Source organism: uncultured Winogradskyella sp. (genome assembly GCF_947495255.1).
Classification (GTDB): Bacteria; Bacteroidota; Bacteroidia; order Flavobacteriales; family Flavobacteriaceae; genus Winogradskyella.
The window spans coordinates 1-25,185 of record NZ_CANLYI010000003.1 but is presented as its reverse complement, the minus strand read 5'-3'; the positions used below and the strand labels follow the sequence as shown (position 1 = coordinate 25,185).

The window sequence follows — 25,185 nt, the reverse complement described above, 5'->3', positions numbered from 1 at the left end:
AACGATGCTAAAACTATCTGGAGTTATTATAACTTTTAACGAAGAGCGCAACATTGAAAAATGTTTACAATCTTTAGTCGATGTCGTAGATGAAATTGTTGTTGTGGATTCCTTTTCTACAGATAACACCAAAGCAATTTGTGAGCGTTTTAATGTGAAATTTATTGAACAAAAATTCTTAGGTTATGTAGAACAAAAGAATTTTGCACTAACACAAGCTGCATATGACCATATCGTATCTTTAGATGGCGATGAGGCTTTATCCGAAACGCTTCAGAAGTCGATAATTGAATTAAAATCTAATTGGAAATTTGATGGTTATTACGCTAATCGTTTCAATAATTTTTGTGGTCAGTGGATTAAACATTCTGACTGGTATCCTAATAAAAAGCTACGTGTTTTTGACAGACAAAAAGCCCAATGGACAGGTCATAAAATCCATGAAACCGTAAGTCTTAATTCTGAAGCTTCAAAAGCAGGAAAATTAAAAGGCGATATTTTACATTATACGTATCAATCGTATTCAGAATTTAGCAAAAAAACGGACTATTTTTCTTCAATTTCAGCGCAATCGTATTTCGAATTAGGGAAGAAAGCACCAATCTGGAAACTAATTTTAAATCCTGTTTGGGCCTTTTTTAAATCTTATATTATAAGACTTGGGTTTTTAGATGGCTATAATGGTTTTGTGATATGTAAAGAAACGGCCAGAATTACATTCTTAAAATACAGTAAACTTAGGTCTTTACAAAAAACTAAAAACGCTTAGTTATTTTTTCCAAAACTTTAAACGCTTTTTAAGACGTTGCTTACCTTCGTGTTTAGTTCTAAAAACCTGAACTTCTTTCCACATTAAATCAAAAACCTCTTTATACGGTTTGTTATAGGATTTTGCATATTCATCGCTCATAATTTCTACCATCTCACGATATTTAGAAAGACGTGCAAAATTTTTCATGCGTTCTTCAAAACCCAATTGCTTAAACTCCATTCTATTTAAATCAACCAAGAAAAAATCATAACCATTTTCGGTTTTTTTAATCAAAGTATTTCCTGGTGAATGGTCCAAAAATTTAATTCCTTTTTCATGCAGATTAAAAGTAAATCTTGTAAAAGCTCTTAAAATAGTATTGTAATCTGGATAATTAAAATCGTGAATAAGCTCTCGGTAAGTTAAATCACATTCCAAATGTTCAGAAATGTAATAGCTTTTTTTAAATAGAAACAGCGTCTTAAATTCGTAATAAGCAATAGGCTGAGGCGTTCCTACATTTAAACTTTGCAACTGTTTAGCGTATTCAAAAGAACGTTGCGCCTTACTTTTTCTAAAAAAACGATATGCAATTTGGTTAATGACATTAGGAATTCTAAACGACTTCACATTAAGTGTTTTATCGTTAAGCTTAAAAAGCTTTAAAGAATTTCTTTTCTGGTTTCCATAATCCTCGCCTTTACTATCATAATTGATAATAATATCATCTAAAAAAGCCTCGTGTTTGCTAAAATTATTATGAATGTCTTTAGTCTGCTGCACCTAAATTATTTTAAACAAATTTACAACATTTATATATTTTGAGTGAATATGCTTAATGCAACTTTAATGCAATTAAAGCGTTTAATCATTTTCGCTTGTTTTCTTATATTTTATAGGAAATTGATTTTTAATCACAAGTGCTAAACCTTATATTTACAACGCTAAGAATGAATTATTTTTTTGAAATTATAATACTTCAATCGCAACATTTACATCATGACTCAGAAACAAACTTTTCAAAATAATATTTTAAACCTCATTAATAGAGATGAAGATTTGTTTGAATATGACGTTAATGCGAATCGAAACGAAATAAACACTATAATTTCATCTTCAAAATTTTTAGTACTTGGTGGTGCTGGTACTATCGGACAAGCTGTTACTAAAGCCATTTTTAAGCAAAACCCAAGTAAACTTCACATCGTTGACATTAGTGAGAATAATCTTGTAGAATTAGTTAGAGATATCAGAAGTTCTTTAGGTTATATTAATGGTGATTTTAAAACCTTTGCTTTAGATATTGGTTCTGTTGAATATGATGCTTTTATTGCTTCAGATGGATATTACGACTATGTCCTTAATCTTTCTGCCTTAAAGCATGTACGCAGTGAAGAAGACCCATTTACATTAATGAGAATGATAAATGTAAATATTTTAAACACTAAAAAAACAATTGAACAATCTATAAACAAAGGTGTAAAAAAATACTTTTGCGTTTCTACTGATAAAGCAACAGATCCAGTGAATATGATGGGAGCTTCTAAACGTATTTTGGAATTGTTTTTATTTCAAAAAAGTAAAGACATTACTATCTCTACAGCGCGTTTTGCAAATGTTGCATTCTCTGATGGTTCTTTATTACATAGCTTTGAACAACGGATTAAAAAACAGCAACCGATAGTTGCGCCAAACGATATTAAACGCTATTTTATTACACCCAAAGAATCTGGAGAACTATGTTTAATGTCTTGTTTATTGGGTGATAATAGAGATGTATTTTTCCCGAAACAAAATGAGAATTTAAATCTTATTAGCTTTGCGGATATCGCTATAAACTGCATTAAAAACCTAGGCTACAAACCTTATTTGTGCAAAGACGAAAATGAGGCAAGACAATTAGTTAAATCTTTACCACGAAAAGGAAAATGGCCTTATCTATTAACCAAAAGTGATACAACAGGCGAAAAAGATGTTGAAGAATTTTTTACTAAAAATGAAATCTTAGATTTAGAAACTTATAAGACTATTGGTATTATTAAAAATAATCTTGATATTACGCTTGATGATAAACTAGATGCTTTTTCCAACTCAATACAGAAACTCAAAGAAAAAAAATCTTGGACAAAAGACGAAATAACCACGATATTTCATACAATATTACCGAATTTTAACCATAAAGAAACAGGTGTTTTTTTAGATCACAAAATGTAATTAATGCACAGTAAAATAGATATTGTTATTATGGCTGGTGGTAAAGGTAATCGCTTAATGCCTTTAACCCAAAACAGGCCTAAACCTCTTTTAAAAGTTGGTGACAAACCCATTATTGAGTACAATATTGACCGTTTAGCACATAACAATATAAAGCAGATTAACATTTCTGTCAATTATCTAAAAGAGCAAATAATAGACCATTTTAAAGCAAACAATAAGCATCAAATTGATTTTAATTTCATTTCAGAATCTAAATCGCTGGGTACAATTGGTTCATTAAAACTATTAGATAATCTGAATAAAGAGTATGTTTTAGTTATGAATGCCGATTTATTAACCAATGTAAATTTCGAAGCACTTTTTAATGATTTTTTATCAAAAAAAGGGGATGCCTTAGTAGCAACTATAACTTATGAAGTAAAAATTCCGCATGATGTTATTGAAACTAAAGACGCTTATGTAACCCAGTTAAAAGCGAAACATTCTTATTCTTATAATTTAAATGCAGGAATTTATTTATTTAAAAAAGAATGCATTGATTTTATTCCCGAAAATACATTTTTTGATGCTACAGATTTAATTAAAGTCTTATTAGAAAAGGGCAAAAAAATCACAAATTATCCAATTTCAGAGTATTGGTTAGATATTGGTAAACCCGAAGATTTTAAAAAAGCACAAGAAGATATAAAAAACATAAAATTGTAAGATGAACTTTTTAGTTGTAATTACTGCAAGAGGCGGAAGTAAAGGTATTCCGAAAAAGAATATTAAGCTTTTAAACGGAAAACCATTAATTAAATACAGTATAGATATTGCAATACAAATTGCAGATATAAAAGATATTTGTTTCACTACAGATAGTGACGAAATAATAACTGTTGCTAAAAATTTGGGTTTAGAAATTCCTTTTAAACGACCAGCAGAATTAGCAACAGATTCAGCAAATTCTCGAGATGTCATTTTACATGCATTAGAAGCTTATGAAAAGCTAAATAACAAAACTTATGATGCTATTTTACTATTACAACCAACCTCACCTTTTAGAACTCTAAAGCAAGTAAAAGACTGTATTCAACTTTATGACAATGCTTTAGACATGGTCGTTTCTGCTAAACAAGCTAGTGCCAATCCGTATTACAATCTCTACGAAGAAGACAATGGTTTTCTTAAACCTTCAAAAGAAGGTAACTATACGAGACGACAAGACTGTCCTGATGTTTGGGAATTTAATGGAGCAATCTATGTGATAAATTCAGATTCATTAAGACAGCATAAAATGAAAGCGTTTAGTAAAGTAAAAAAATACATAATGTCTGAAGAAACCTCTCTTGACCTAGACACACTTCTCGACTGGAAAATTGCTGAATTCTACCTTCAAGATTCTTAATCATAAAAACGCTCTAAAAAGCTTGTTATTCATTTTAAAAGATTAGTCATGTGTCGTATCTTTGCACAGCTCAAAAAACAGTATGTTTTTTAATTAATTTGAAGAATTTCTGTTGATTCAATTATCAGTATGAACCACAAACAAGCATTAAAGCACAGTATTTTTAAATACATTACCCAATCTGCAGAAGAACTACAAGTAGAAAGTTATGTTATTGGTGGTTTTGTTCGTGATTATTTACTAGAACGTGGTGATGCAAAAGATATTGATGTGGTAGCCGTTGGCAGTGGAATTGAACTTGCAAAACAAGTAGCTAAAAACCTACCTAACCAACCTAAAGTTCAAGTTTTTAAAACATACGGAACAGCCATGTTACGGTATGATGATATTGAAATTGAATTTGTTGGCGCACGTAAAGAGAGTTATAACGAAGACAGTAGAAACCCAATTGTAGAAAATGGTACTTTAGCAGACGATCAAAACCGTCGTGATTTTACGATCAATGCATTAGCATTAAGTTTAAATGAAAACAATTTTGGCGAATTACTAGATCCATTTAATGGACTAAGCGATTTAGATAAAGGCATAATTCGCACACCTTTAGACCCAAACATTACGTATAGTGATGATCCGTTAAGGATGATGCGTGCAATAAGATTTGCGACGCAATTAAATTTTAAAATTGAAGACGCATCTCTTAAAGCAATTGCAGACAATAAGGAACGTATTAAAATAATTACGAAAGAACGAATTGTAGTTGAGCTTAATAAAATTATAGAAAGTAAAGTTCCTTCTATTGGTTTTATTCATTTGGAAAAAACCGGACTTTTAGAATACATTCTTCCAGAATTAACAGCTCTAAAAGGTATTGACGAAATTGAAGGTCAACGACATAAAGATAATTTTTATCACACCTTAGAAGTCGTTGATAATATTGCCCAAACTACAGATAACCTTTGGTTACGTTGGGCTGCATTATTACACGATATAGGAAAAGCACCTACCAAAAAATTCCATAAGAAAATTGGTTGGACATTTCATGCGCACGAATTTGTAGGTTCAAAAATGGTTTACAAATTATTTAAGCGATTAAAAATGCCTCTGAATGAGAAAATGAAATTTGTTCAGAAAATGGTATTTATGAGCTCTAGACCAATTGTATTAGCAACTGATGTTACAGATGCTGCTGTACGACGTTTGGTGTTTGATGCTGGTGATTATGTTGAAGATTTAATGACGCTTTGCGAAGCAGATATCACAACTAAGAATCCTAAAAAATTTAAGAAATATCATAATAATTTTCAGAAGGTAAGAGATAAAATTGTGGAGGTAGAAGAACGCGATCAGGTTAGAAATTTTCAACCACCAGTTACTGGTGAAGAAATTATGAAAACTTTCAACTTAAAACCTTCTAGAGAAATAGGATTAATTAAGGAAGCGATAAAAGAAGCTATTTTAGAAGGAGAAATCCCAAATGAACATGCAGCGGCTTTTGAATTAATGTTAAAAAAAGGAAAGCAATTAGGACTTGAAATATCTTAATAAGATGATAAAAATTGTAAGATCAAATTCAGAAAACAAGGACTTTATATTTTTAGTTAAGCAACTCGATGCTTATCTAAAGACAACAGATGGAGATGAGCATGAATTTTATAATCAGTTTAATTCTATAAACACACTAAAACATGTTGTTATTGCTTACTTAGACGGCCAACCTTCTGGATGTGGTGCTTTTAAACATTTTAATGATAATAGTGTTGAAGTAAAACGAATGTTTACAACTACTGAAGCAAGAGGAAAAGCCATTGCGACTCAAATTTTAACTGAATTAGAATGCTGGGCTAATGAATTAAATTATTCTTCATGCGTACTTGAAACAGGAGTTCGTCAAAAAGAAGCTATTCAGTTTTATAAAAAAAATGATTATCAAATTATCACAAACTATGGTCAATATAAAGGCGTTGAAAATAGTTTGTGCTTTGAAAAAAAAATAAAAAGATGAAAAAAGAGAATAAGGCTGTCATCTATTGGCTACTTACAGGTTGCATTTTAATCTTCATTATGGTTGTCGTTGGAGGTATCACTAGGTTAACACATTCTGGTTTATCAATTTCAAATTATAAACTAATTTCTGGTACAATCCCACCAATAAATGATGTTGAATGGAACGAAGCTTTTGAACTTTATAAACAATATCCTGAATACCAAAAACTTAATAACCATTTCAGCATAGAAGAATTTAAAGATATCTATTTCTGGGAGTGGATTCACAGAGTTATTGGTCGTTTTATTGGCTTGGTATTTTTTATTCCTTTCGTTTATTTCTTAATTAAAAAACGACTCTCAAAATCGACTATAAAAAAGGCTACGATTCTTCTAATTATGGGAGGATTTCAAGGGTTTTTAGGTTGGTATATGGTAAAAAGTGGTTTAGTAGACAGACCAGATGTTAGTCATTACAGACTTGCCGCACACTTAACTACAGCGTTCTTAACCTTTGCTTACACTTTCTGGGTAGCTTTAGATCTAATGTTTCCTGATAAGAAAGTTATTGATAAAAAATTAAGAAATTTTATAAGAATCAGCTTAGTAATTCTTGTCATTCAAATTATATATGGTGCTTTTGTTGCTGGTTTAGATGCTGGTTGGATTCATAATCATTGGCCATTAATGAGCGAAGGTAAATGGATACACGAAACCGTATTTATAGAACAAAGCCCAACATATCTTAATTTCTTAGAAGGCAAAAGCGGTGTTCAGTTTGTACACAGAACATTAGCTTATCTAGTTGCTATATTAATCTTGGCAATTTGGTATAAAGCCAACCGTTTATCATTAACATCTTTTCAAAAGAAAGGTATTAATGCGCTTTTATTAATGGTTTGTATTCAATTTTTATTGGGTGTTTTAACCTTAATTTTAGCTGTACCTGTTTGGTTAGGTGTACTACACCAAGTTGGTGCATTTATTTTATTAAGTGCAATGACATTTACTTTACATCGCTTCAGTAAATAATTAAAAAATCTATTAACTTTGCAGCATGATTTACAGATTTAGAGTTATCCTAGATAACGATACCGAAGATGATGTGTTCCGCGATATAGAGATTCGTGAAAGTGACACAATGGAAGATTTACACAACGTTATTACCCAATCTTTTGGGTTTGATGGTATGGAAATAGCTTCTTTTTATATGAGTGACGACGAATGGAATCAAGGAGAGGAAATCTCAATGATGGATATGAGCGAAGCTGGCAATGAAGTAAAAATGATGAGTACTACCATCATTAAAGATATGATTCATGAAGCATCTACACGTTTAATATACTTGTATGATTTTATGAATATGTGGACGTTCTATGTAGAATTAGGCGAAATTGTAGAAGAGGCTGAAGGAACTGACTACCCTAATTTAATGTATGTGCATGGACAAATACCTGATGAAGCTCCTGAAAAAACTTTTGAAGCTGAAGAAGATGATGATTTTAATGAATTTGAAGATGATTTAGATTTGGACGATTATGACAATCTAAATTTTGACGAGAACTGGAATTAACAATTACCTCTTTACTCAAAATAATACAGACTTGCCTTAATTAATCGTTTTGGCAAGTTTTTACTTTATATCATCTTTTGTTTTTAGAATACCATCCTTTCCTTTTGATATAAGGACATAAGAATCTCCATTTTCTCCTAACTTATAAAACAATTCATTTCCCCAATAATCTTTGGTTATGTCTTTTCTAAGCGGATTATTTCTAATGATTATTTTTAACTCTTCTGGGTAATTCCCTATATCAGTTCTTTCTTTTTCTAAAATCTTATTAATTTCTACTATTTTTTCTGACGTCTGTTTTAATCCGTAATCGGAAAAGAAAACATACCCAATCACTGAGTTTAAAATAAAAAATAAAATCACGAGGATTCCTAAAAGTTTCCAAACAGGATGAATCATTATTTTTTTAGGAAGGTTATTCTCATCTTCAAATTTTCGTCTAGCTTTTACGATATTACTAAATTTATAGTCTTCCCTCCAGCTTAATAACATCCCTATTAAATCTAACATTTACAGCGAATTTTATAACTGCTTTAAACCTACACCTTCATAATTACGCTTAACAAAATCGAGTGCATGTTTTAGAACTTCACCCATATTTTTGCTCTTCTTAAAATTAACATCATGTGTATACTCAAAGATTTCTTCTTTAATCATATCAATATGTTTTTCTATTGATATTTCATCATGTGTCATACAATCTAACAATCGTCTTAATCTATTTTTATAACTCAACATACGTTTAGCAACAATAGAGCGTTCTTCAATTTTATATTGATCTACAGATTCTTTCTGTATTTTTTCTTTTACCAACTCTACCATCTTAAAATTCTCTTTAAAAAATTGAGGTCTGTAAATTTTTAAATTGCCTTCGTAACATTGCTGATCAAAATCTATTGCCCTAATTCTAAAAACAACTTGATCAAAATCATGTATTGGTACAAACACATAGTTATAGGAGCGCATATCTCCCAAAAGCCTAATCATGCAACGCTCGTTAAATTTAACAAACTCCTTTGCTATCTGCGATTTTTCTGAAGAACTACAATCTGGCAACAAATTTTTAATAAACTCATCACCTGGAATTCCTGCAATATGTTCTTCGATTAATGTTTCCTTACACACCAAAAAGTTTAAACTATGTGGCGACAACATATGTTCTAACTCCAAACCATAAACACGCGATGCATCTGCTTTCTTGATATAGAAATAGGTGTAATTATCATTTAAAATATTCCTAACCTTAACTCTAAAAGGTTTAGAATTTCCGAAGGTGCAAAAATCAATAGCATCAACACTTAAATACTTTAAAATACCTTCACTACCATCAGATATTAAACTTGAATACACACGTTTTAAACTTAAATCAATTTCGTCGCGTTCAAAATCATTATAATAAACACGTACCCAAAGTGTATCTACATCATTCTTATCATAAACCACAATAGAACCTTGAAAACGCAATAAATCTGAATAAAAAATCGGCAAATTTATATTTCGATTGTAATGCGTTAAATAAGCATCTAACTTAGTAGATATAGGATAAGTCGGTTTCTTTTTCGATATTTTTAAATCTTCATTCATTCTCTAAATTTAAGAGTTTTATTTAAATTACTGTAACAAATAAAAGCCTCTTTCGTCTTACTTACATAACCAATCAATATCTAGCTGCTACTTTATGAAAAATAAAGTGTTTTTAGGTATCTCAAAAACCAATTATTTTGGAACCAATCCTTACCATTAATAATCTCACAAAGAAATTTGGCTATTTAACAGCTGTAAAAGACTTAAGTTTCACTATAAATAAAGGCAATGTTTATGGTATTCTAGGGCCTAACGGAAGTGGAAAATCTACCACATTAGGTATTGTGTTAAATGTAGTAAACAAAACACAAGGCGACTTTCATTGGTTTGATGGCAATACAACTACGCATGACGCTTTAAAACAAGTTGGTGCCATTATTGAGCGACCAAACTTTTACCCTTACATGACGGCTGAACAAAACCTAAAATTGGTTTGTAAAATTAAAGGTGTAGATAAGAGCAAAATAGACGAAAAACTAGATATTGTAGGCTTATTAGACAGAAAAACACACAAGTTTAAGACCTATTCCTTAGGTATGAAACAACGTTTAGCCATTGCTTCTGCCCTACTTAATGATCCCGAAATTTTAATTTTAGATGAACCAACCAATGGTTTAGATCCGCAAGGAATTCATCAAATACGTCAAATAATAAAAGATATTGCTGCAAACGGTACAACTATTTTATTGGCTTCCCACTTATTAGACGAGGTTGAAAAAGTATGTTCTCATGTAGTGGTTTTGCGTAAAGGTGAAAAACTATATTCTGGCCGTGTTGATGAAATGATTAATAGTCATGGTTTCTTTGAATTAAAGGCCGAAAAGCATCAAGAATTAATTAGTATTTTAGAATCACATTCAAATATTGAAAAAGTAAAAGTTGAAGGGGAATTAATCACTGCGTTTTTAAACGAACCAATGTCTGCTGCAGATTTGAATAAATTAATGTTTGAAAAAGGCATTTTGCTTTCGCATCTCGTTAAAAGAAAAGAAAGTTTAGAAGAGCAGTTCTTGCAGTTAACAGACAATCAAGAGAATTAAACTTATTACAATTTCTGTATTACAAAATGCATTGTAGAAGTAAAATTCTATTATGTATACAACCAAAAAACCAATCAAAATATGTTACGTCTTATACAACTCGAATTACAAAAACTTTGGCTAAACAAAGCCAGTAGAGTTTTAATAATTATATCATTCATTCTACCTTTTACGGTATTAATTCTTTCGTCAATTAAAATTAACTTCTTTGGTTTTTTTACTTTAGAATTAGGCGAACTTGGCATTTTTAATTTTCCTATAATTTGGCATATAACCACGTTTTTTGCAGCACAATTTAAGTTCTTCTTTGCTATTGTAGTAGTGAGCATGATTGGAAATGAGTACAGTAATAAAACACTGAAACAAAACCTTATTGATGGCTTAAGTAAAAAGGAATTTATCTTATCAAAATTCTATACCATTGTATTTTTCTCATTGTGTGCAACGCTACTAATTGGTTTAGCGACATACTTTATTGGTTTGTATTATTCTAGTTATACAGAAGCATCTATTGTTTTTAGAGAGGTTGAATTTTTATTAGCATATTTTGTGAAATTAGTTGGCTTTTTTAGTCTGTGTTTATTCTTAGGGATGTTAGTAAAACGCTCAGCTTTTGCTCTAGGCTTTTTGTTCTTATTATTTATAACAGAAAGTATTACTTATGGATTAATGAAATGGAAATTAAGCGATTCAATTGCCAATGGAATTCATGATTTTATGCCATTACAATCTATGTGGAATCTTATAAACCAGCCTATTCAGAGAATTGCGATGACCAAATTTCCTGAAAAAACTAATATGATGTACGACTACGCTGTACATTGGTATGAGATTGCTATTGTGTTAGGTTGGACAGCCATTTTCGTCTTTTTATCGTATCAATTACTAAAAAAGCGAGATTTGTAATAGCTTTATCAGTATTGCTGAGAAATGTTTCGGTACAAAAACTAGGGATTTTTAAGTTCTAGTTGTTATATTGTATGCATTATGTGTATGCTGCACATTAAGCTCTTATGAAAAAGATCTATTTAGTTTTTATATTAATAATTACTACTGTCCAAATTAATGCTCAAAATGAAGCTTCATTTTGGTATTTTGGGCAAAATGCTGGTCTGCAATTTAATGCCGAAAATGGCTCTGTTACTGCAATTACCAACGGTCAAATAAACACTTTAGAAGGTTGTACTTCTATCTCTGATGCAGAAGGAAATTTACAATTTTATTCTGATGGTAGAACCGTTTGGAATAGCAACCACCAAATAATGTCTAATGGAGATTATTTTGGAGGCACTGGTCTTTTAGGTGATCCATCTAGTACCTCATCTGGACTTATTGTTCCAAAACCAGAAGACCCAACAAAATACTATCTCTTTACAGTAGATGAACCTCATCACGATAATGCCAGTGCCTACCCAAACCAATTTACTGGTACTTATGATCAAGGCGGAAACGTGCCTGGCCAAGATGATGGCTTTAATAATGGTTTCAATTACTCTTTAATAGACATGTCACTCAATAGTGGCTTAGGTGATGTAGATCCTATTGAAAAAAATGTACATCTAGTAACTTATGACCCTTCTATTCTATTAGAAATTCAATATAAATGTTCTGAAAAAATTACAGCCGTTCGCGCTGAAGATTGCTCATCTTTTTGGGTGATTACACATTTTGGTGATAAATTCTATTCCTTTAGAGTAGATGTAAATGGTGTAAATACTACACCTGTTATTTCTACAGTTGGTCCATACATTCCTATTGAAGGTTATAGACGAAATTCTTTAGGGTATTTAAAAGCGTCACCAGATGCTTCTAAAATAATTGTAGCCAATTTTGGTACAGCTACTGTTGCTGCTGGTAATGCTGCCGGAAGTGTTGATTTGTATGATTTTAATAATGAAACAGGTGTTATCTCTAACCATATAGAACTATATGGACCACAAAATAATGACAGTCCTTATGGTGTAGAATTTTCTGCTGAAAACAGAAAAGTTTACGCTACAATTAGCGAAGGTGCTGGAGGCGCAGGAACCAGCCACGTTATGCAATGGGATTTGGAAAGTGCAGATATTGTAAATTCTATGCAAATTATACATTCCTCAACATCTATTACTGCAGGAGCTTTACAGTTAGGTATTGATAGACGTATTTACAGAGCCCAATTAAGTTACACTGGTGTTGATAATATTTCGGATTATCTTGGTGTTATCACTAGTCCAGAGGCCAACGGAACCTTAGCAAATTATAACGAGCAAGGTGTTCTTTTAGATATTAATGGTACCAATGTTAATAAAAGTCGTATTGGTTTACCACCTTTTATTCAATCTTTATTTAATTCTGAAATTGATATTATTCAAAATGGCATCAGTACAACCGAACTAAAATTATGTACCAACGACTCTTATGTCTTAGAAGCAGAAGCTATTGAAGGTGCAGATTATTTTTGGAAATTTAATGACACTCCATTAACAGAAACCTCTTCTCAATTATTTGTAGATACACCAGGCTTTTATGAAGTATATATAGAACCTAATAACGGAAATTGCCCAATTGAAGGAAGTGCTGTTGTCGGCGTTTTTGATATTCCTGTTGCAAATTCACTTACGGATTTAGAAGTTTGCGATGACTTTATTAATGATGGATTTCAAAATTTTGATTTTACCGATAAAAATTCTGAAGCCTTAGAAAGTCAGGATGCTTCAATATATAATGTGCATTATTTTGAAACTATTGAAGATGCCAATTCTGGCGATAATGAAATTACTTTTCCGTATACCAATATAACAAATCCGCAAACCATCTTTGTGCGTGTTGATAATTCTGAAAACACCAATTGCTACGACATAAATTCTTTTAATCTTGAAGTCTTTAGTGTGCCGCAATTTTCAGATTTAAATAGTATCGCTATTTGTGATAACCTTAATGATCCAGTAGATGGTATTGGAACTATAAATCTTGAAGAATTAATTCCTACTATTTTTGGTGAGCAAGACACAAGTGAAGTTATCATCACCTATCATATTTCGCAAGATGATGCAGACGCAAATACTTCGGCTTTACCGATTAACTATACCAATTCTGCAGCTTTTAATGAAACGATATTTGTTAGGATTGAAAATAGCTTAAAAGCAGATTGTTATAGTACGCTTAGTTTTAATTTTCAGGTCAACGCAATTCCTGTTGCAAATGATTTATCTATTATACAGTGTGATGAAGATGGCATACCAGAAGGTTTTACCTCATTCAATATTAATAATCACTTAGATGATATTACTAATAATGCTATAGATTCTACTGTTGAATTCTATGTATCACAATTAGATGCAGAAAATCAAGAAAATGCTATTGATGCTAATGCTTTTGAGAATTATTACAACCCACAAATCATATATGCAAGAGTAACTAATACGATTTCTAGCTGTATTAATTTTAGTGAAATCTCACTAGAAGTTAGCACTACCGCGTCTTACAATACTAGTTTAGAATTGTGTGATACGGATGGAACTGAGGATGGTTTTATGACTTTTAATTTATCTGACGCTAATGATTCTATATTAGCCGGAACAACTGCAGATTTAGATTTAATCTATTATGAAACTTATGAAGATGCCTTATTAGAAATTAATCCGTTAGGTAATTCATTTACAAATTCAATTCCCTATAATCAAACCATATTTGGTCGTGTAGAAAATGCTAATGCTTGTTATGGTATTAGTGAGGTAGACTTAACAGTTTTTAATCTGCCAAATATTGAAACGGAATCTGAAACCTTGTATTGTTTAAATACATTTCCTGAACCGACCATTATTAATGGAGGCGTTCTTGAAGATTTACCTAACAACTATTATTACGAATGGTCTACTGGTGAAACAACTTCTGAAATAGAAATTAACGCAACCGGAATTTACACTGTTAGAGTTAGTAATACCAACGGTTGTTTTAAAGACCGAACAATAACTGTTTTACCATCTAATGTTGCAACTATAACAAGTATTGAAGTAATAGATGCTTCTCAAAACAATTCAATTTCAATATTTGTGAGTGGTGAAGGTCATTATGAATATGCTCTAGATGATGAATTGGGTCCTTACCAAGATAGTAATACGTTTAATAATGTTTTACCCGGTTTGCATACCGTTTTTGTAAGTGATAAAAACGAATGCGGAATTACAGAAGATTTAGTATCAGTAATTGGTTTCCCTAAATTCTTTACACCTAATAATGATACCGTAAATGATTTTTGGCAAGTTTATGGAATCACAAAACAGTTTCAAACAAATTCAATTATATATATATTTGACAGATACGGAAAACTTTTAATAGAACTGGATCCTTTAAGTCCTGGTTGGGATGGTAATTACAATGGTCATAAAATGCCAACTAGTGATTATTGGTTTAAAGTAACTTTAGAAGACGGACGAATTTTCACCAATCATTTCACCCTAAAACGATAACCCTAAACCCTAATTCATATTGAAATCGACCTTAACATTTGCCCTCTTTTTTTGCTTTAATTTATTGATTTTTGCTCAGCAACCTAATGATTGCGTTAATGCCGTAACTGTATGCGGTAATTCTAGTTTTAGCTTAGATGTTAATGGTGTTGGCACACAAGAATTAAACGGATCAAATACCTGTTCTGGTCAAGAAAACAATAGTATATGGTTAGTAGTTAATATTGCAACAGATGGTACGTTAGCATTTACACTTACTCCAGGAAGTACTAGTATTAATGAAGATTATGACTTTTTTGTCTTTGGTCCCAATGTCACTTGTGGTAATATAGGACAAGCTATTCGTTGTTCAACAACTAACCCTTCAAATGCTAATCAAGGCAATAATTTAACAGGAATGAACAGTACAGATTCTGATCCTGATGAAGGTCCTGGAGCTGATGGAGATAGTTTTGTTAGTGATATAAATGTCCTTGCAGGCGAAAGTTACTTTATTGTTATAGACAGACCTATTGGTAATAGTCCTTTTTCTATAGATTGGACAGGTACAGCTACATTTCCAGAAGGACCTACGAATCCTTTATTATCTAATCCTAGTTCGACTGACCTTCCTAATGTAGATATTTGCGATGATTCTGCACCATTTAATGATACGCTTAGGGAATTTAATTTTACGCAACTCACGCAAGATATTATTAATGGTGAGTCTGATGTTGTTGTCAGTTACCACACATCTGAAAGTGATGCAAATATTAATGCAGATGCTTTAGGTGATGTTTTTAACAATACTGCGAGTAGTCAAAGTATTTTTGTGAGAATTGAAAACACAACAACAGACTGTTTTATCATTAATAAATTTAATATTAATGTTACTGCATTAACAAATTTTAATACACCAACTGATTACCAAATCTGTGATGACGACCTAGATGGTGATGATCAAAATGGACTATCTACTTTTGATTTTAGTACTAAAACCCAAGAAATTATTGACGGAATTACAGGTGTAAATTATGACATAAGTTATTATTTAAGTCAAACTGATGCAGAAGCATTTTCTGCTCCTCTTCCACTCAACTATACAAATACAGCACCTACTCCAACTGAAATATTTGTTAGAATTGAAGATTTAGATTTTGGTTGTATTGGCTTTACATCTTTTAATATTGATGTTTTACCAAAACCTATTGCTAATGACATTTCCCTATTACAATGTGATGAAGACGGTATACCAGAAGGGTTTACAACTTTTAATATTACAGAAGCATATGATGCTATTACAAACAGTGCTCAAAATTCAGTTATTGAATGCTATTTAAGTCAAGTTGATGCAGAAAATCAAACAAACGCTATTGATGGCAACTCATTTGAAAATTTCTTTAATCCTCAAATTGTTTATGCTCGAGTAACAAATACAGCAAGTGGTTGTATTAACTATAGTCAGATTTCTTTAGAAGTTAGTACAACATCGTCAAACAATGCTAACATAGAACTTTGTGATACTGATGGCACGGAAGATGGTTTTATGCAATTTGATATTAACGACATTAATAATGACGTATTAGCCGGAACTCCTTCTGGTTTAGATATTACTTATTATGAAACTTATAACGATGCATTAGTTGAAACCAATCCTCTCAATGCCACATTTACTAATACTATTGCATACAATCAAACGATTTATGCACGCGTAGAAAATGCAAATGCTTGTTATGGTATTAGCGAAATCTCACTCACAGTTTTTAAATTACCAAATATTGAAATTACGGATGAAACCATTTACTGTGAAAATCTCGCTCCAGAAACAACGACATTAAATGGAGGACTTATTGATGACATTCCAAACAATTACAGTTATTTATGGTCAACAGGAGAGACTTCAATGGAAATTGAAGTAAGTGCTGCAGGTACTTATACAGTTAGAGTTTCCAATTCTAATGGTTGTTTTAAAGACAGAACAATAACTGTTTTACCTTCTAGCATTGCAACTATCACTAATATTGAAGTAACCGATGCAACTCAAAACAACGCTATTGCAGTTTCTGTAGATGGACAAGGTGATTATGAATATGCCTTAGATTCTATTGATGGTCCTTATCAAGACTCTAGTACATTTAATAATGTACAAGCTGGACTTCATACCATATATGTGCGAGACAAAAACAATTGTGGAATTAACGAGCAACTCGTTTCTGTAATAGGTTTCCCTAAATTTTTTACACCAAATAACGATACTACAAACGATTTTTGGAGAGTAAGTGGTATTTCGACTCAATTTCAATCTAATACAGTCATTTATATTTTTGATCGCTATGGGAAATTATTAGCTGAACTTGACCCTCTTAGTCCTGGTTGGGATGGCAAATTTAATGGAGAGGACTTACCAAACAGTGATTATTGGTTTAAAGTAAAACTCGAAGATGGTAGAACATTAAGAGGTCATTTCACCCTAAAACGCTAATATTAAAAATTGTACTTTAGATTGGTAAAGCCATAATATTGAAGAATAAAGTAAACATATTCTACTTCCTTTTTATTTGTTCAACAATTCAATTAGTTGCGCAAGACATTGCTTTATATCAGCAATTCAATGGGCGTTATGATTATACTGCCATTGGTAACACCATGAATACTGAAGAAAATGGCTTGTTAGGAGCATGCACAATTTTAACATCATCTTCAGCAAGCTTAAATCTTAGTAGTGACCAAAATATAGTCGCTGCGTATTTATATTGGGCAGGTTCTGGTGATGGCGATTTTAATATAACATTAAATGACATTGAAGTTACGGCAGAACGTACATTCAGTGATGCCTTAGATACTGATCGCGTTTTTTTTGCTGCTTTTGCAGATGTCACTTCAATTATCACAACATTAGGAAACACAGATTATACAATTTCTAACTTTGATTTAACTGGCGCTATTTCTCCTTATTGTCCTTCAGGCACAAACTTTGGTGGTTGGGCTATTACAATCATTTATGGAGATGAAAACCTTCCTCTTAATCAACTCAATGTTTATGATGGCTTGCAAAGTGTACCAACATTTTTGAGTATAACTTTAGATAATCTTAATGTTTTAGATAATGAAGACGCAAAAATAGGCTTTGTGGCTTGGGAAGGTGACAATGGTATCGCAGTTAACGAGCAACTCACCATAAACGGAAGTGTTATTAGTAATTTTCCGCTTAATCCTGCAAATAATGCTTTTAATGGTACCAATTCTTTTACAGGGGCTTCAGATTTGTATAATATGGATATTGATGTGTATAACATACAGAACAATATAAATATTGGAGATACCTCTGCAACAATATCATTGACATCTGGACAAGATTTTGTAATGATTAATAATGTAATTACTGTTTTAAATAGTCAATTACCAGATGCTACAATAACCATTGAAGACTATATTGTTAACTGCGGAGACAATACAATTGAAGTGTTTTATACCGTATACAATATCAATAGTACAGCAGTTTTACCTGCCAATACACCTATTGCATTTTATTACAATAATAATTTAATAGGACAAAATATAACCCAAAATGACATTGCGATTGATGCTAACGAAAGTAACTCAGTATTACTAACATTACCTGCAGATGCTGATACCAACGTTATAATCACAGGAATTGTAGATGACAATGGAACCATGGCAGGCATAATAACTGAAACAAATGAAGACAATAATGAGATATCTTTTGAAGTTGAATTGCTCGTAATCCCAGAAATTATTGTCTTACCAACAATTATTGGATGTAATGAAGGTTTTGAATCTTCAACTTATAATCTTTTTGAGGCTCTGGAAAGTATCGAGTATAACGAAGATGATGTCACATTTTTTAAGGCTTTAGAAGATTTAGAATCTAACTCAAACGCTATTTTAATCCCTTATGACTACCACAATAGTTTTAATCCTGAAACCATCTATGTGCGTTTAGCGAGTCCACCTTGCTATGAAATTTTTCAGTTTAATTTAAGTATTGAAAATTGTCCACCTTATATTCCACAAGGCTTTTCCCCTAATAACGACACTCATAATGATTGGTTTAATATTCAAGGTTTGTATGATATTTTTACTGAGCATGAGCTACAGATATATAATCGTTACGGCATTCTCATTTATAAAGGTGATAATAGTAAACCATGGTATGGTAAAATAAATAGAGGTCTTAACAATAAAGGAAATACTGTTCCGGTAGGTACATATTATTATATTTTAAATCTAAATGACCCAAATTATAAGTCTTTTATGGGCTGGGTATATGTAAATTATTAAAAGTGTTAAATTTTTCAACCATTCAGCTTATTTTTTTGTTTTTATAGAAATGTTACTTTAGCTTTATCAACGTTAACAATATTATCATTGTTAATTCCCTCCAAAAATATAATTACAATTTCCCTCGTTTTTTTAAATCTTATAAAAATATAATCTGACATCAACTGAAGGTATTTCTTACTTTTTGCTAAAAATTTGTAGTCTTTAAAATTCTAATAAATTAGATTTCAGAGAGTTATTTTCTGCACTTTCACCCATTTTTACACACTAAATGTTAACATTTAGTGTATTTCATCGTTTATATTTGTATTTCATCTTTATTAGCGCTACTTTTCGGCCATAGTTAGAACACGTGTATGTGTTAGCCCCAAATCTACTCTACACTAAAACTTTTAAACCTTAACCGAAACTAAATGACTTATTTAAATCGCTCCCTCTGCTTGTTTATGGGCTTAATTTGTAGTATTTCGTATGCACAACAAGTTACCGTAGATAATTCAGTTTCACCCCAAGACTTAATTCAGAATACCTTAATCCAAGGATGTGTAGAAGTATCTAACATTTCCTCGCCCTCTAACGGATCATCCATTGGAGTAGGAAGTTATGGATACTTTGAAAAATCGGCTTCAGACTTTCCTTTTGAAAACGGAATTGTATTAACCACTGGTAATGCAAATTCTGCTGGTAACGGACAAAATAACGATATTTTAAATGATGGAGATGCAACTTGGCTTACAGATAGTGACCTAGAAACAGCTTTAGGTATAACAGGAACAGTCAACGCAACCTCTATTGAATTTGATTTTGTCTCAATATCAAATCAAATACAATTTAATTACATACTAGCATCCGAAGAGTACTTTGGAAATTTCCCTTGTGAATACAGTGATGGATTTGCTTTTTTAATTAGAGAAAGCGGTACGAGTGATCCTTATACCAATATTGCATTAGTACCAGGTACAACAACACCTGTGAACACAAAAACCGTACATGATGATATTGTGGGCTTTTGTCCTGCTTCTAACGAAGAATATTTTGAAGGTTATAATGTAGGAGATACTAATTATAACGGTAGAACAACTGTTCTTTCTGCAACAGCAACAATTCAACCAAATGTTCAATATCAAATAAAATTAGTAATTGCCGATCAAACCGATAAAAACTATGATTCAGCTGTTTTCATTGAAGGAAATAGTTTTGATGCTTCAGTAGATTTAGGTGATGATATTTCTACTTGTGCTAACAGTACAGAACTAGATGGAAACATAGCAAATACAAGTGCAACTTATTCTTGGTTTTTAAATAATGTACAAATTGCTTCAGCAAACCAAGCAACATTAACAGCGACACAAAGTGGTAACTATCGTGTTGAAATTTCATTACCTCTAGCAGGAAGTTCTTGCATTATTGAGGATGATGTAAACATAACACTAAACTCTACTCAGACGGCTGAGCCTATTTCGGACTTCGCTTTATGTGATGACCAAAGTGGTGATGGCATAGAAATGTTTGACCTTTCTACCAAGGATGCAGAAGTTTTAACCTCTGTACCAGCATCTAGTTATGTCATTTCTTATCATTATACTAATGCAGAAGCTATTAGTAATACTAATGCTATTAATAGCCCAATACAAAATTCAGAAAATCCTCAAACCATACAAGTTAGAATTGAAGATATTATTAACGGCTGTTTAGCATATTCTTCATTTGATTTAATTGTAAATTCATTACCAATCATTACAAATCCAACGGCTTTAGTTGTTTGTGATGACCAAACTGCTGATGGAAGTACTGCTATGGATTTAAACTCCTTAAAGGATTCTGAAATCACATTATCTCAATCTGGCTTAATTGTTACTTATCACAGTTCTGCAAGTGATGCTGCTGCTGGTATTAATGCTTACCCAATGCCTTATACTAATACTAATGCAACAGAACAATTATTTGTAAGTGTACAAAATGCTGAAACAGGTTGTATTAGCATAACTACACTAGATATTTCCGTAATTGAGAGTCCTGTAATTAATATGGAACCACACTTTATTGATGCCTGTGATTCTGATCATGACGGTTATGCCTTTTTTGATTTAACTTCTATTATACCTGAAATATTAGAAGGATTAACTGATGTCACTGTAACTTTTCATGAATCGGCAGCTGATGCCTCTACAGGAGACAATCCCATTATAAATGACACAAATTATGAAAATTTAATAGCTGACCAACAAATTGTATTTGTTAGAGTTGCTAATAACAACTCTGGTTGTGCCTCTATAGTACCCGTTGAAATCCATACCAATCTATTATTAACTGGTACAGTTATAGAAGATGTTACCCTCTGTGATATAGGAAATAATGACGTAGAAGAATTCGATTTTGTAAATATCTCAGAAACTATTATTAACGAATTAGAAGATGTTACTGTTGAATTCTACGAAACTGAAAACGATAGAGACAATGGTAATAATGCTATTAATACACTCTTACCATATGAGAACACAAGTAATCCACAAACTATATATATTACCATAACGAGCACTACTTGTAGTGAAGATTCAGATTTTAAATTAGTAGTTAATCCTATTGTAGAGTTTACTTCAATTGTAAGTACAGATGTATGTGATGAAAACCAAGATGGTTTTACATCAACAGAACTTGCTACATTAGATAGCGCTGTTACTGATGGGCAAGAAGGATACAATGTGTCATATTACCCAACAGCTCAAGACGCAGAAGACGATACTAATGCATTTTCAAATTTTTACACTAATACTACTAACCCATTTACAATATATACTAGAATAGCATCTGACAACACAGGTTGTTACGACACAAATACTCTAGAAGTTAATGTATTACCTGCACCAGAAAGTGAAAAGCCTCTAGATATTATTCTTTGTGATGCTGACAGAGATGGTTTTTCTGAAATTAATTTAGTTCAAACTATTCCGAATTCTGTTTTAGCAACTGCAAATAGAAGTGTTACTTTTCATAACACCTTATCAGACGCACAATTAAATGAAAACGAAATAATAAACAGTTTAAATTATAATGCGCAAACTGAAACCGTTTTAATGCGTGTTGAGAATACAAACACTGGCTGTTATGCCATTGAAGAATTAGATATTATTGTTAACAAATTACCTTTTGTTGGTGATTTAACCAACTATATAAACGAACTTAATTTTTGTGAAGATGCATCTGATGGTATTGGTGAATTCATTTTTGAAAATAAAGATGATGAAGCTCTGAGTGGACAAACAGGAATGGAAGTTTCTTATTATCTTAATCAAGCAGATGCTGATAACAAAGCAAATGCTATAGATAAAGCAAACATTTACGAAAATGTAACGAATCCTCAAGAGATCTATGTAAGAATACATAATACTACAGATGAATCTTGTTATACAACCTCTTCATTTACTATTGAAGTAGGTACAAATCCAACCTATAATGAACCAACTAATATTTTGGTTTGTGATGATAGTGTTGTTGATGGTTCAACAATGTTCGATTTTACTGATAAAATAACCGAGGTTTCTTCTGGTATTCCAGATATACAAACGGTAAAATTCTTTACATCAGAAGATGATGCAATTAATGATGTTAATGAGATTCCTTTACAATTTCAAAATACAGTAAACCCACAACAAATCTATGTTCAAATAGATAATGGAACCATTTGTCAATCTATAACATCTTTTGTAATTAATGTTATTAGTACTCCTGAGGTTTTACCTGCTGGTTCATTGACTGAATGCGATGATGACTTAGATGGAACACTTCAATTTGATTTAACCTTTGCACAAGCTAACATTTTAGATATAAGACAAGAAGATCTTGAAGTTAGTTTTTACGAAAACTTTGCTGACTCAGAGGCTACAGCCAATGAAATTGTAAATCCTGATAATTATACCAATACATCAAACCCACAAACAGTTTATATGACTGTAACCAACACAATTTCTAATTGTTATGTTACAATTCCTATTGAATTGATTGTAAACCAACCTCCACTTATTAATGATTTCGAAATATTTGACGCTTGTGCTAATGATACACAAACAGTAGATTTAACAGAAATTAATGAAGCTGCTAGAGACACAAATTATAATGTATTGTTTAGTTATTTTGATAATGAAGCAGATGCCATTGCTAATACTAATGCTCTAGATACTAATTATACGTATCAAACTGATTTTGACACGTTGTTTGTGAGAACAGAATACAGTACAACACATTGTTCTACGTATTATAAGTTTAATCTAAATGTAAACCCATTACCTATTGCTAATCAACCAAGTGATTTAGTGACTTGCGATGATGATTTTGACGGAATTATGGAGTTTGATTTATCACAACAAACCTCAACCGTATTAGGAGGACAAAGTCCAATTAACTATACAGTTACCTATCATGGTTCTGAGCTTCAAGCAAACGAAAATAATTCAGCAATAGAATCGCCTTATATGGCTTTTGATAATGAAACAATTTATGCTCGTATAGAAAATAATAACACAGGCTGTTATAGTATTACAAGTTTTACAACAATTGTGAATCCTATTCCGGTAATTGATATTGAAAACCAAGTCATCTGTTTAGAAAGCCAACCATTATTAGTGTCTGCTAATACAAATATTAGTACAGATACATACTTGTGGTCAACAGGAGAAGTAACACCTGAAATCGAAATTTCTCAAATTGGGAATTATTGGGTAAAAATAACGACGCAGTTTGGTTGTGAAAACACAGGTTACTTTGGTGTATCAGAATCTGAAACGGCGACTATTGAAACAACTGAAATCGTTGATTTCTCTGACCCAAATAATATTACCGTTACCATTAGTGGTATTGGTGATTATTTATACCAATTAGATAACTTTGAACCTCAAGAGTCTAATCACTTTGAAAATGTAGCAATGGGTTACCATACTGTGACTATTATTGACTTAAATGGTTGTGCTAATGTTACAAAAGAAGTTTTAGTTGTAGATTTCCCTAAGTTCTTTACACCTAACAGTGATGGAGACTTTGACACATGGCATGTTGTAGGTATTGAAACATTACCTGGCACTATAATTAATATATTTGATCGCTATGGTAAAATGCTAGCTCAAATAAATTCTAACACACCAGGATGGGATGGTTATTATAATGGGAATAAAATGCCAACGAGCGATTATTGGTATGTAGCGCAAGTACAACGTGGCTCTATAGCTTTCGAAGTAAAAGGACATTTCACTTTAAAACGCTAAAAACAAAATACTTAAAAATTAAACTAAATTTTAAACTTCAACAATTATTTTAACATCTGTTTAATTGATTTTTCTTACTTTTATACAAAAAGAGGGTTTGTGATTTATTTTACGAACTCTTTTTTAGATTAAAGTTAGTTTGATAAAAAAAAGAAATATTTATTTAATTGTTGTTTTAATTCTGCAGCTTTATGTTTTAAATGCGCAACAGATTTCTACGGATAACAGTCAACAACCAAACACATTAATTCAAGACTTAGTTGGAAATAGTTGCGCAACCGCATCGAATGTAGCTTCTTCAATTAACGGTAGCATAGATAATATTGTTAGTTATGGTTCTTTTAACAGTGATACTTCAAATTTTCCGTTTCAAAATGGTTTAGTATTATCTACTGGTAGTGTTAGTTCCGCTGGTAATACACTTATTGCTTCAGACTTAAACGAAGGGTCTATTTATTGGCCAACTGACTCAGATATTGAAGCTATAACAGGCATTACCCAAACTTTAAATGCAACCTCTATAGAATTCGATTTCGAAACTGTTAATAATTTTGTGTCTTTTAAGTATATATTCGCTTCAGATGAGTATCAGCAAGAATACCCTTGTAATTTTAAAGATGTTTTCGCCATTCTTATAAAACGAGCAAGTACAGCAGACCCTTA

18 protein-coding genes are annotated in these 25,185 nt (G+C 31.7%); 15 read left to right on the top strand and 3 right to left on the bottom strand.

From position 1 onward, the window contains the following. The first annotated feature begins 4 nt into the window (after positions 1 to 4). Positions 5 to 769, top strand: a complete 765-nt coding sequence (locus Q0807_RS04890) for a glycosyltransferase family 2 protein (RefSeq protein ID WP_173301551.1) — start codon at positions 5 to 7, stop codon at positions 767 to 769. On the opposite strand, the gene Q0807_RS04885 is transcribed toward Q0807_RS04890, so the two are convergent. Further along, positions 770 to 1,534, bottom strand: a complete 765-nt coding sequence (locus Q0807_RS04885) for a lipopolysaccharide kinase InaA family protein (protein WP_299107040.1) — start codon at positions 1,532 to 1,534, stop codon at positions 770 to 772. A 216-nt stretch (positions 1,535 to 1,750) separates the two neighbouring features. Here Q0807_RS04885 and Q0807_RS04880 point away from each other — a divergent pair, with 216 nt between their 5' ends. The 7 genes from Q0807_RS04880 (at position 1,751) to Q0807_RS04850 (ending at position 7,911) form a co-directional block, all read left to right on the top strand. Continuing rightward, the gene (locus Q0807_RS04880; protein WP_299107038.1) at positions 1,751 to 2,965 is read left to right on the top strand and encodes a UDP-N-acetylglucosamine 4,6-dehydratase; all 1,215 of its coding nucleotides are present in this window, start codon (positions 1,751 to 1,753) and stop codon (positions 2,963 to 2,965) included. A gap of 3 nt (positions 2,966 to 2,968) precedes the next feature. Further along, positions 2,969 to 3,673 carry a sugar phosphate nucleotidyltransferase gene (locus tag Q0807_RS04875; protein ID WP_299107036.1) on the top strand — a complete coding sequence of 235 codons (705 nt, stop codon included), beginning with the start codon at positions 2,969 to 2,971 and terminating at the stop codon, positions 3,671 to 3,673. Position 3,674: 1 nt separating this feature from the next. Beyond that, positions 3,675 to 4,355 (top strand): acylneuraminate cytidylyltransferase family protein, encoded by a 681-nt coding sequence (locus Q0807_RS04870; RefSeq protein WP_299107034.1) that lies wholly within the window; start codon positions 3,675 to 3,677, stop codon positions 4,353 to 4,355. A gap of 129 nt (positions 4,356 to 4,484) precedes the next feature. Continuing rightward, entirely contained in the window at positions 4,485 to 5,897 is a 1,413-nt protein-coding gene (locus Q0807_RS04865; protein ID WP_299107032.1) for a CCA tRNA nucleotidyltransferase, read from the top strand. Positions 5,898 to 5,901: 4 nt separating this feature from the next. Continuing rightward, positions 5,902 to 6,357, top strand: a complete 456-nt coding sequence (locus Q0807_RS04860) for a GNAT family N-acetyltransferase (protein ID WP_299107029.1) — start codon at positions 5,902 to 5,904, stop codon at positions 6,355 to 6,357. Continuing rightward, complete coding sequence (locus tag Q0807_RS04855) at positions 6,354 to 7,370, top strand: COX15/CtaA family protein (RefSeq protein WP_299107027.1); 1,017 nt, start codon at positions 6,354 to 6,356, stop codon at positions 7,368 to 7,370. The genes Q0807_RS04860 and Q0807_RS04855 overlap by 4 nt, the downstream gene beginning before the upstream one ends. 25 nt (positions 7,371 to 7,395) lie before the next feature. Then, positions 7,396 to 7,911, top strand: coding sequence for a hypothetical protein (locus tag Q0807_RS04850; RefSeq protein WP_299107025.1), 516 nt, complete (start codon positions 7,396 to 7,398; stop codon positions 7,909 to 7,911). A gap of 60 nt (positions 7,912 to 7,971) precedes the next feature. Here the strand turns inward: Q0807_RS04850 and Q0807_RS04845 are convergent, their stop codons facing one another. Beyond that, a complete protein-coding gene (locus Q0807_RS04845) occupies positions 7,972 to 8,421 on the bottom strand; it encodes a hypothetical protein (protein WP_299107023.1) in 450 nt (149 codons plus the stop codon). A gap of 12 nt (positions 8,422 to 8,433) precedes the next feature. Further along, positions 8,434 to 9,495, bottom strand: a complete 1,062-nt coding sequence (locus tag Q0807_RS04840) for a hypothetical protein (protein ID WP_299107021.1) — start codon at positions 9,493 to 9,495, stop codon at positions 8,434 to 8,436. A 137-nt stretch (positions 9,496 to 9,632) separates the two neighbouring features. Between Q0807_RS04840 and Q0807_RS04835 the strand changes: the two genes are divergently transcribed. The 7 genes from Q0807_RS04835 to Q0807_RS04805 form a co-directional block, all read left to right on the top strand. Then, a complete protein-coding gene (locus Q0807_RS04835) occupies positions 9,633 to 10,535 on the top strand; it encodes an ABC transporter ATP-binding protein (RefSeq protein ID WP_299107019.1) in 903 nt (300 codons plus the stop codon). Positions 10,536 to 10,616: 81 nt separating this feature from the next. After that, positions 10,617 to 11,441 carry an ABC transporter permease subunit gene (locus Q0807_RS04830; protein WP_299107017.1) on the top strand — a complete coding sequence of 275 codons (825 nt, stop codon included), beginning with the start codon at positions 10,617 to 10,619 and terminating at the stop codon, positions 11,439 to 11,441. A gap of 107 nt (positions 11,442 to 11,548) precedes the next feature. Then, the gene (locus Q0807_RS04825; protein ID WP_299107015.1) at positions 11,549 to 14,986 is read left to right on the top strand and encodes a T9SS type B sorting domain-containing protein; all 3,438 of its coding nucleotides are present in this window, start codon (positions 11,549 to 11,551) and stop codon (positions 14,984 to 14,986) included. A gap of 19 nt (positions 14,987 to 15,005) precedes the next feature. Then, on the top strand, positions 15,006 to 17,447 hold the full coding sequence (locus Q0807_RS04820) for a T9SS type B sorting domain-containing protein (protein ID WP_299107013.1): 2,442 nt from the start codon (positions 15,006 to 15,008) through the stop codon (positions 17,445 to 17,447). A 38-nt stretch (positions 17,448 to 17,485) separates the two neighbouring features. Then, positions 17,486 to 19,267, top strand: a complete 1,782-nt coding sequence (locus tag Q0807_RS04815; protein ID WP_299107011.1) for a gliding motility-associated C-terminal domain-containing protein — start codon at positions 17,486 to 17,488, stop codon at positions 19,265 to 19,267. 413 nt (positions 19,268 to 19,680) lie between these two features. Beyond that, positions 19,681 to 24,522 (top strand): T9SS type B sorting domain-containing protein, encoded by a 4,842-nt coding sequence (locus tag Q0807_RS04810; RefSeq protein ID WP_299107009.1) that lies wholly within the window; start codon positions 19,681 to 19,683, stop codon positions 24,520 to 24,522. Between the two features lie 139 nt (positions 24,523 to 24,661). Next, positions 24,662 to 25,185 (top strand): choice-of-anchor L domain-containing protein (locus Q0807_RS04805; protein WP_299107007.1); only part of this gene is annotated, 524 nt, incomplete at its 3' end.

What these genes read in the sequence shown, in the direction of transcription:
- Q0807_RS04855 (WP_299107027.1), top strand. Translation starts at nt 6,354, where the DNA reads ATGAAAAAAGAGAATAAGGCTGTCATCTATTGGCTACTTACAGGTTGC.
- Q0807_RS04875 (WP_299107036.1), top strand. Translation starts at nt 2,969, where the DNA reads ATGCACAGTAAAATAGATATTGTTATTATGGCTGGTGGTAAAGGTAAT.
- Q0807_RS04845 (WP_299107023.1), bottom strand. Translation starts at nt 8,421, where the DNA reads ATGTTAGATTTAATAGGGATGTTATTAAGCTGGAGGGAAGACTATAAA.
- Q0807_RS04810 (WP_299107009.1), top strand. Translation starts at nt 19,681, where the DNA reads ATGACTTATTTAAATCGCTCCCTCTGCTTGTTTATGGGCTTAATTTGT.
- Q0807_RS04830 (WP_299107017.1), top strand. Translation starts at nt 10,617, where the DNA reads ATGTTACGTCTTATACAACTCGAATTACAAAAACTTTGGCTAAACAAA.
- Q0807_RS04850 (WP_299107025.1), top strand. Translation starts at nt 7,396, where the DNA reads ATGATTTACAGATTTAGAGTTATCCTAGATAACGATACCGAAGATGAT.
- Q0807_RS04870 (WP_299107034.1), top strand. Translation starts at nt 3,675, where the DNA reads ATGAACTTTTTAGTTGTAATTACTGCAAGAGGCGGAAGTAAAGGTATT.
- Q0807_RS04890 (WP_173301551.1), top strand. Translation starts at nt 5, where the DNA reads ATGCTAAAACTATCTGGAGTTATTATAACTTTTAACGAAGAGCGCAAC.
- Q0807_RS04880 (WP_299107038.1), top strand. Translation starts at nt 1,751, where the DNA reads ATGACTCAGAAACAAACTTTTCAAAATAATATTTTAAACCTCATTAAT.
- Q0807_RS04860 (WP_299107029.1), top strand. Translation starts at nt 5,902, where the DNA reads ATGATAAAAATTGTAAGATCAAATTCAGAAAACAAGGACTTTATATTT.
- Q0807_RS04840 (WP_299107021.1), bottom strand. Translation starts at nt 9,495, where the DNA reads ATGAATGAAGATTTAAAAATATCGAAAAAGAAACCGACTTATCCTATA.
- Q0807_RS04825 (WP_299107015.1), top strand. Translation starts at nt 11,549, where the DNA reads ATGAAAAAGATCTATTTAGTTTTTATATTAATAATTACTACTGTCCAA.
- Q0807_RS04865 (WP_299107032.1), top strand. Translation starts at nt 4,485, where the DNA reads ATGAACCACAAACAAGCATTAAAGCACAGTATTTTTAAATACATTACC.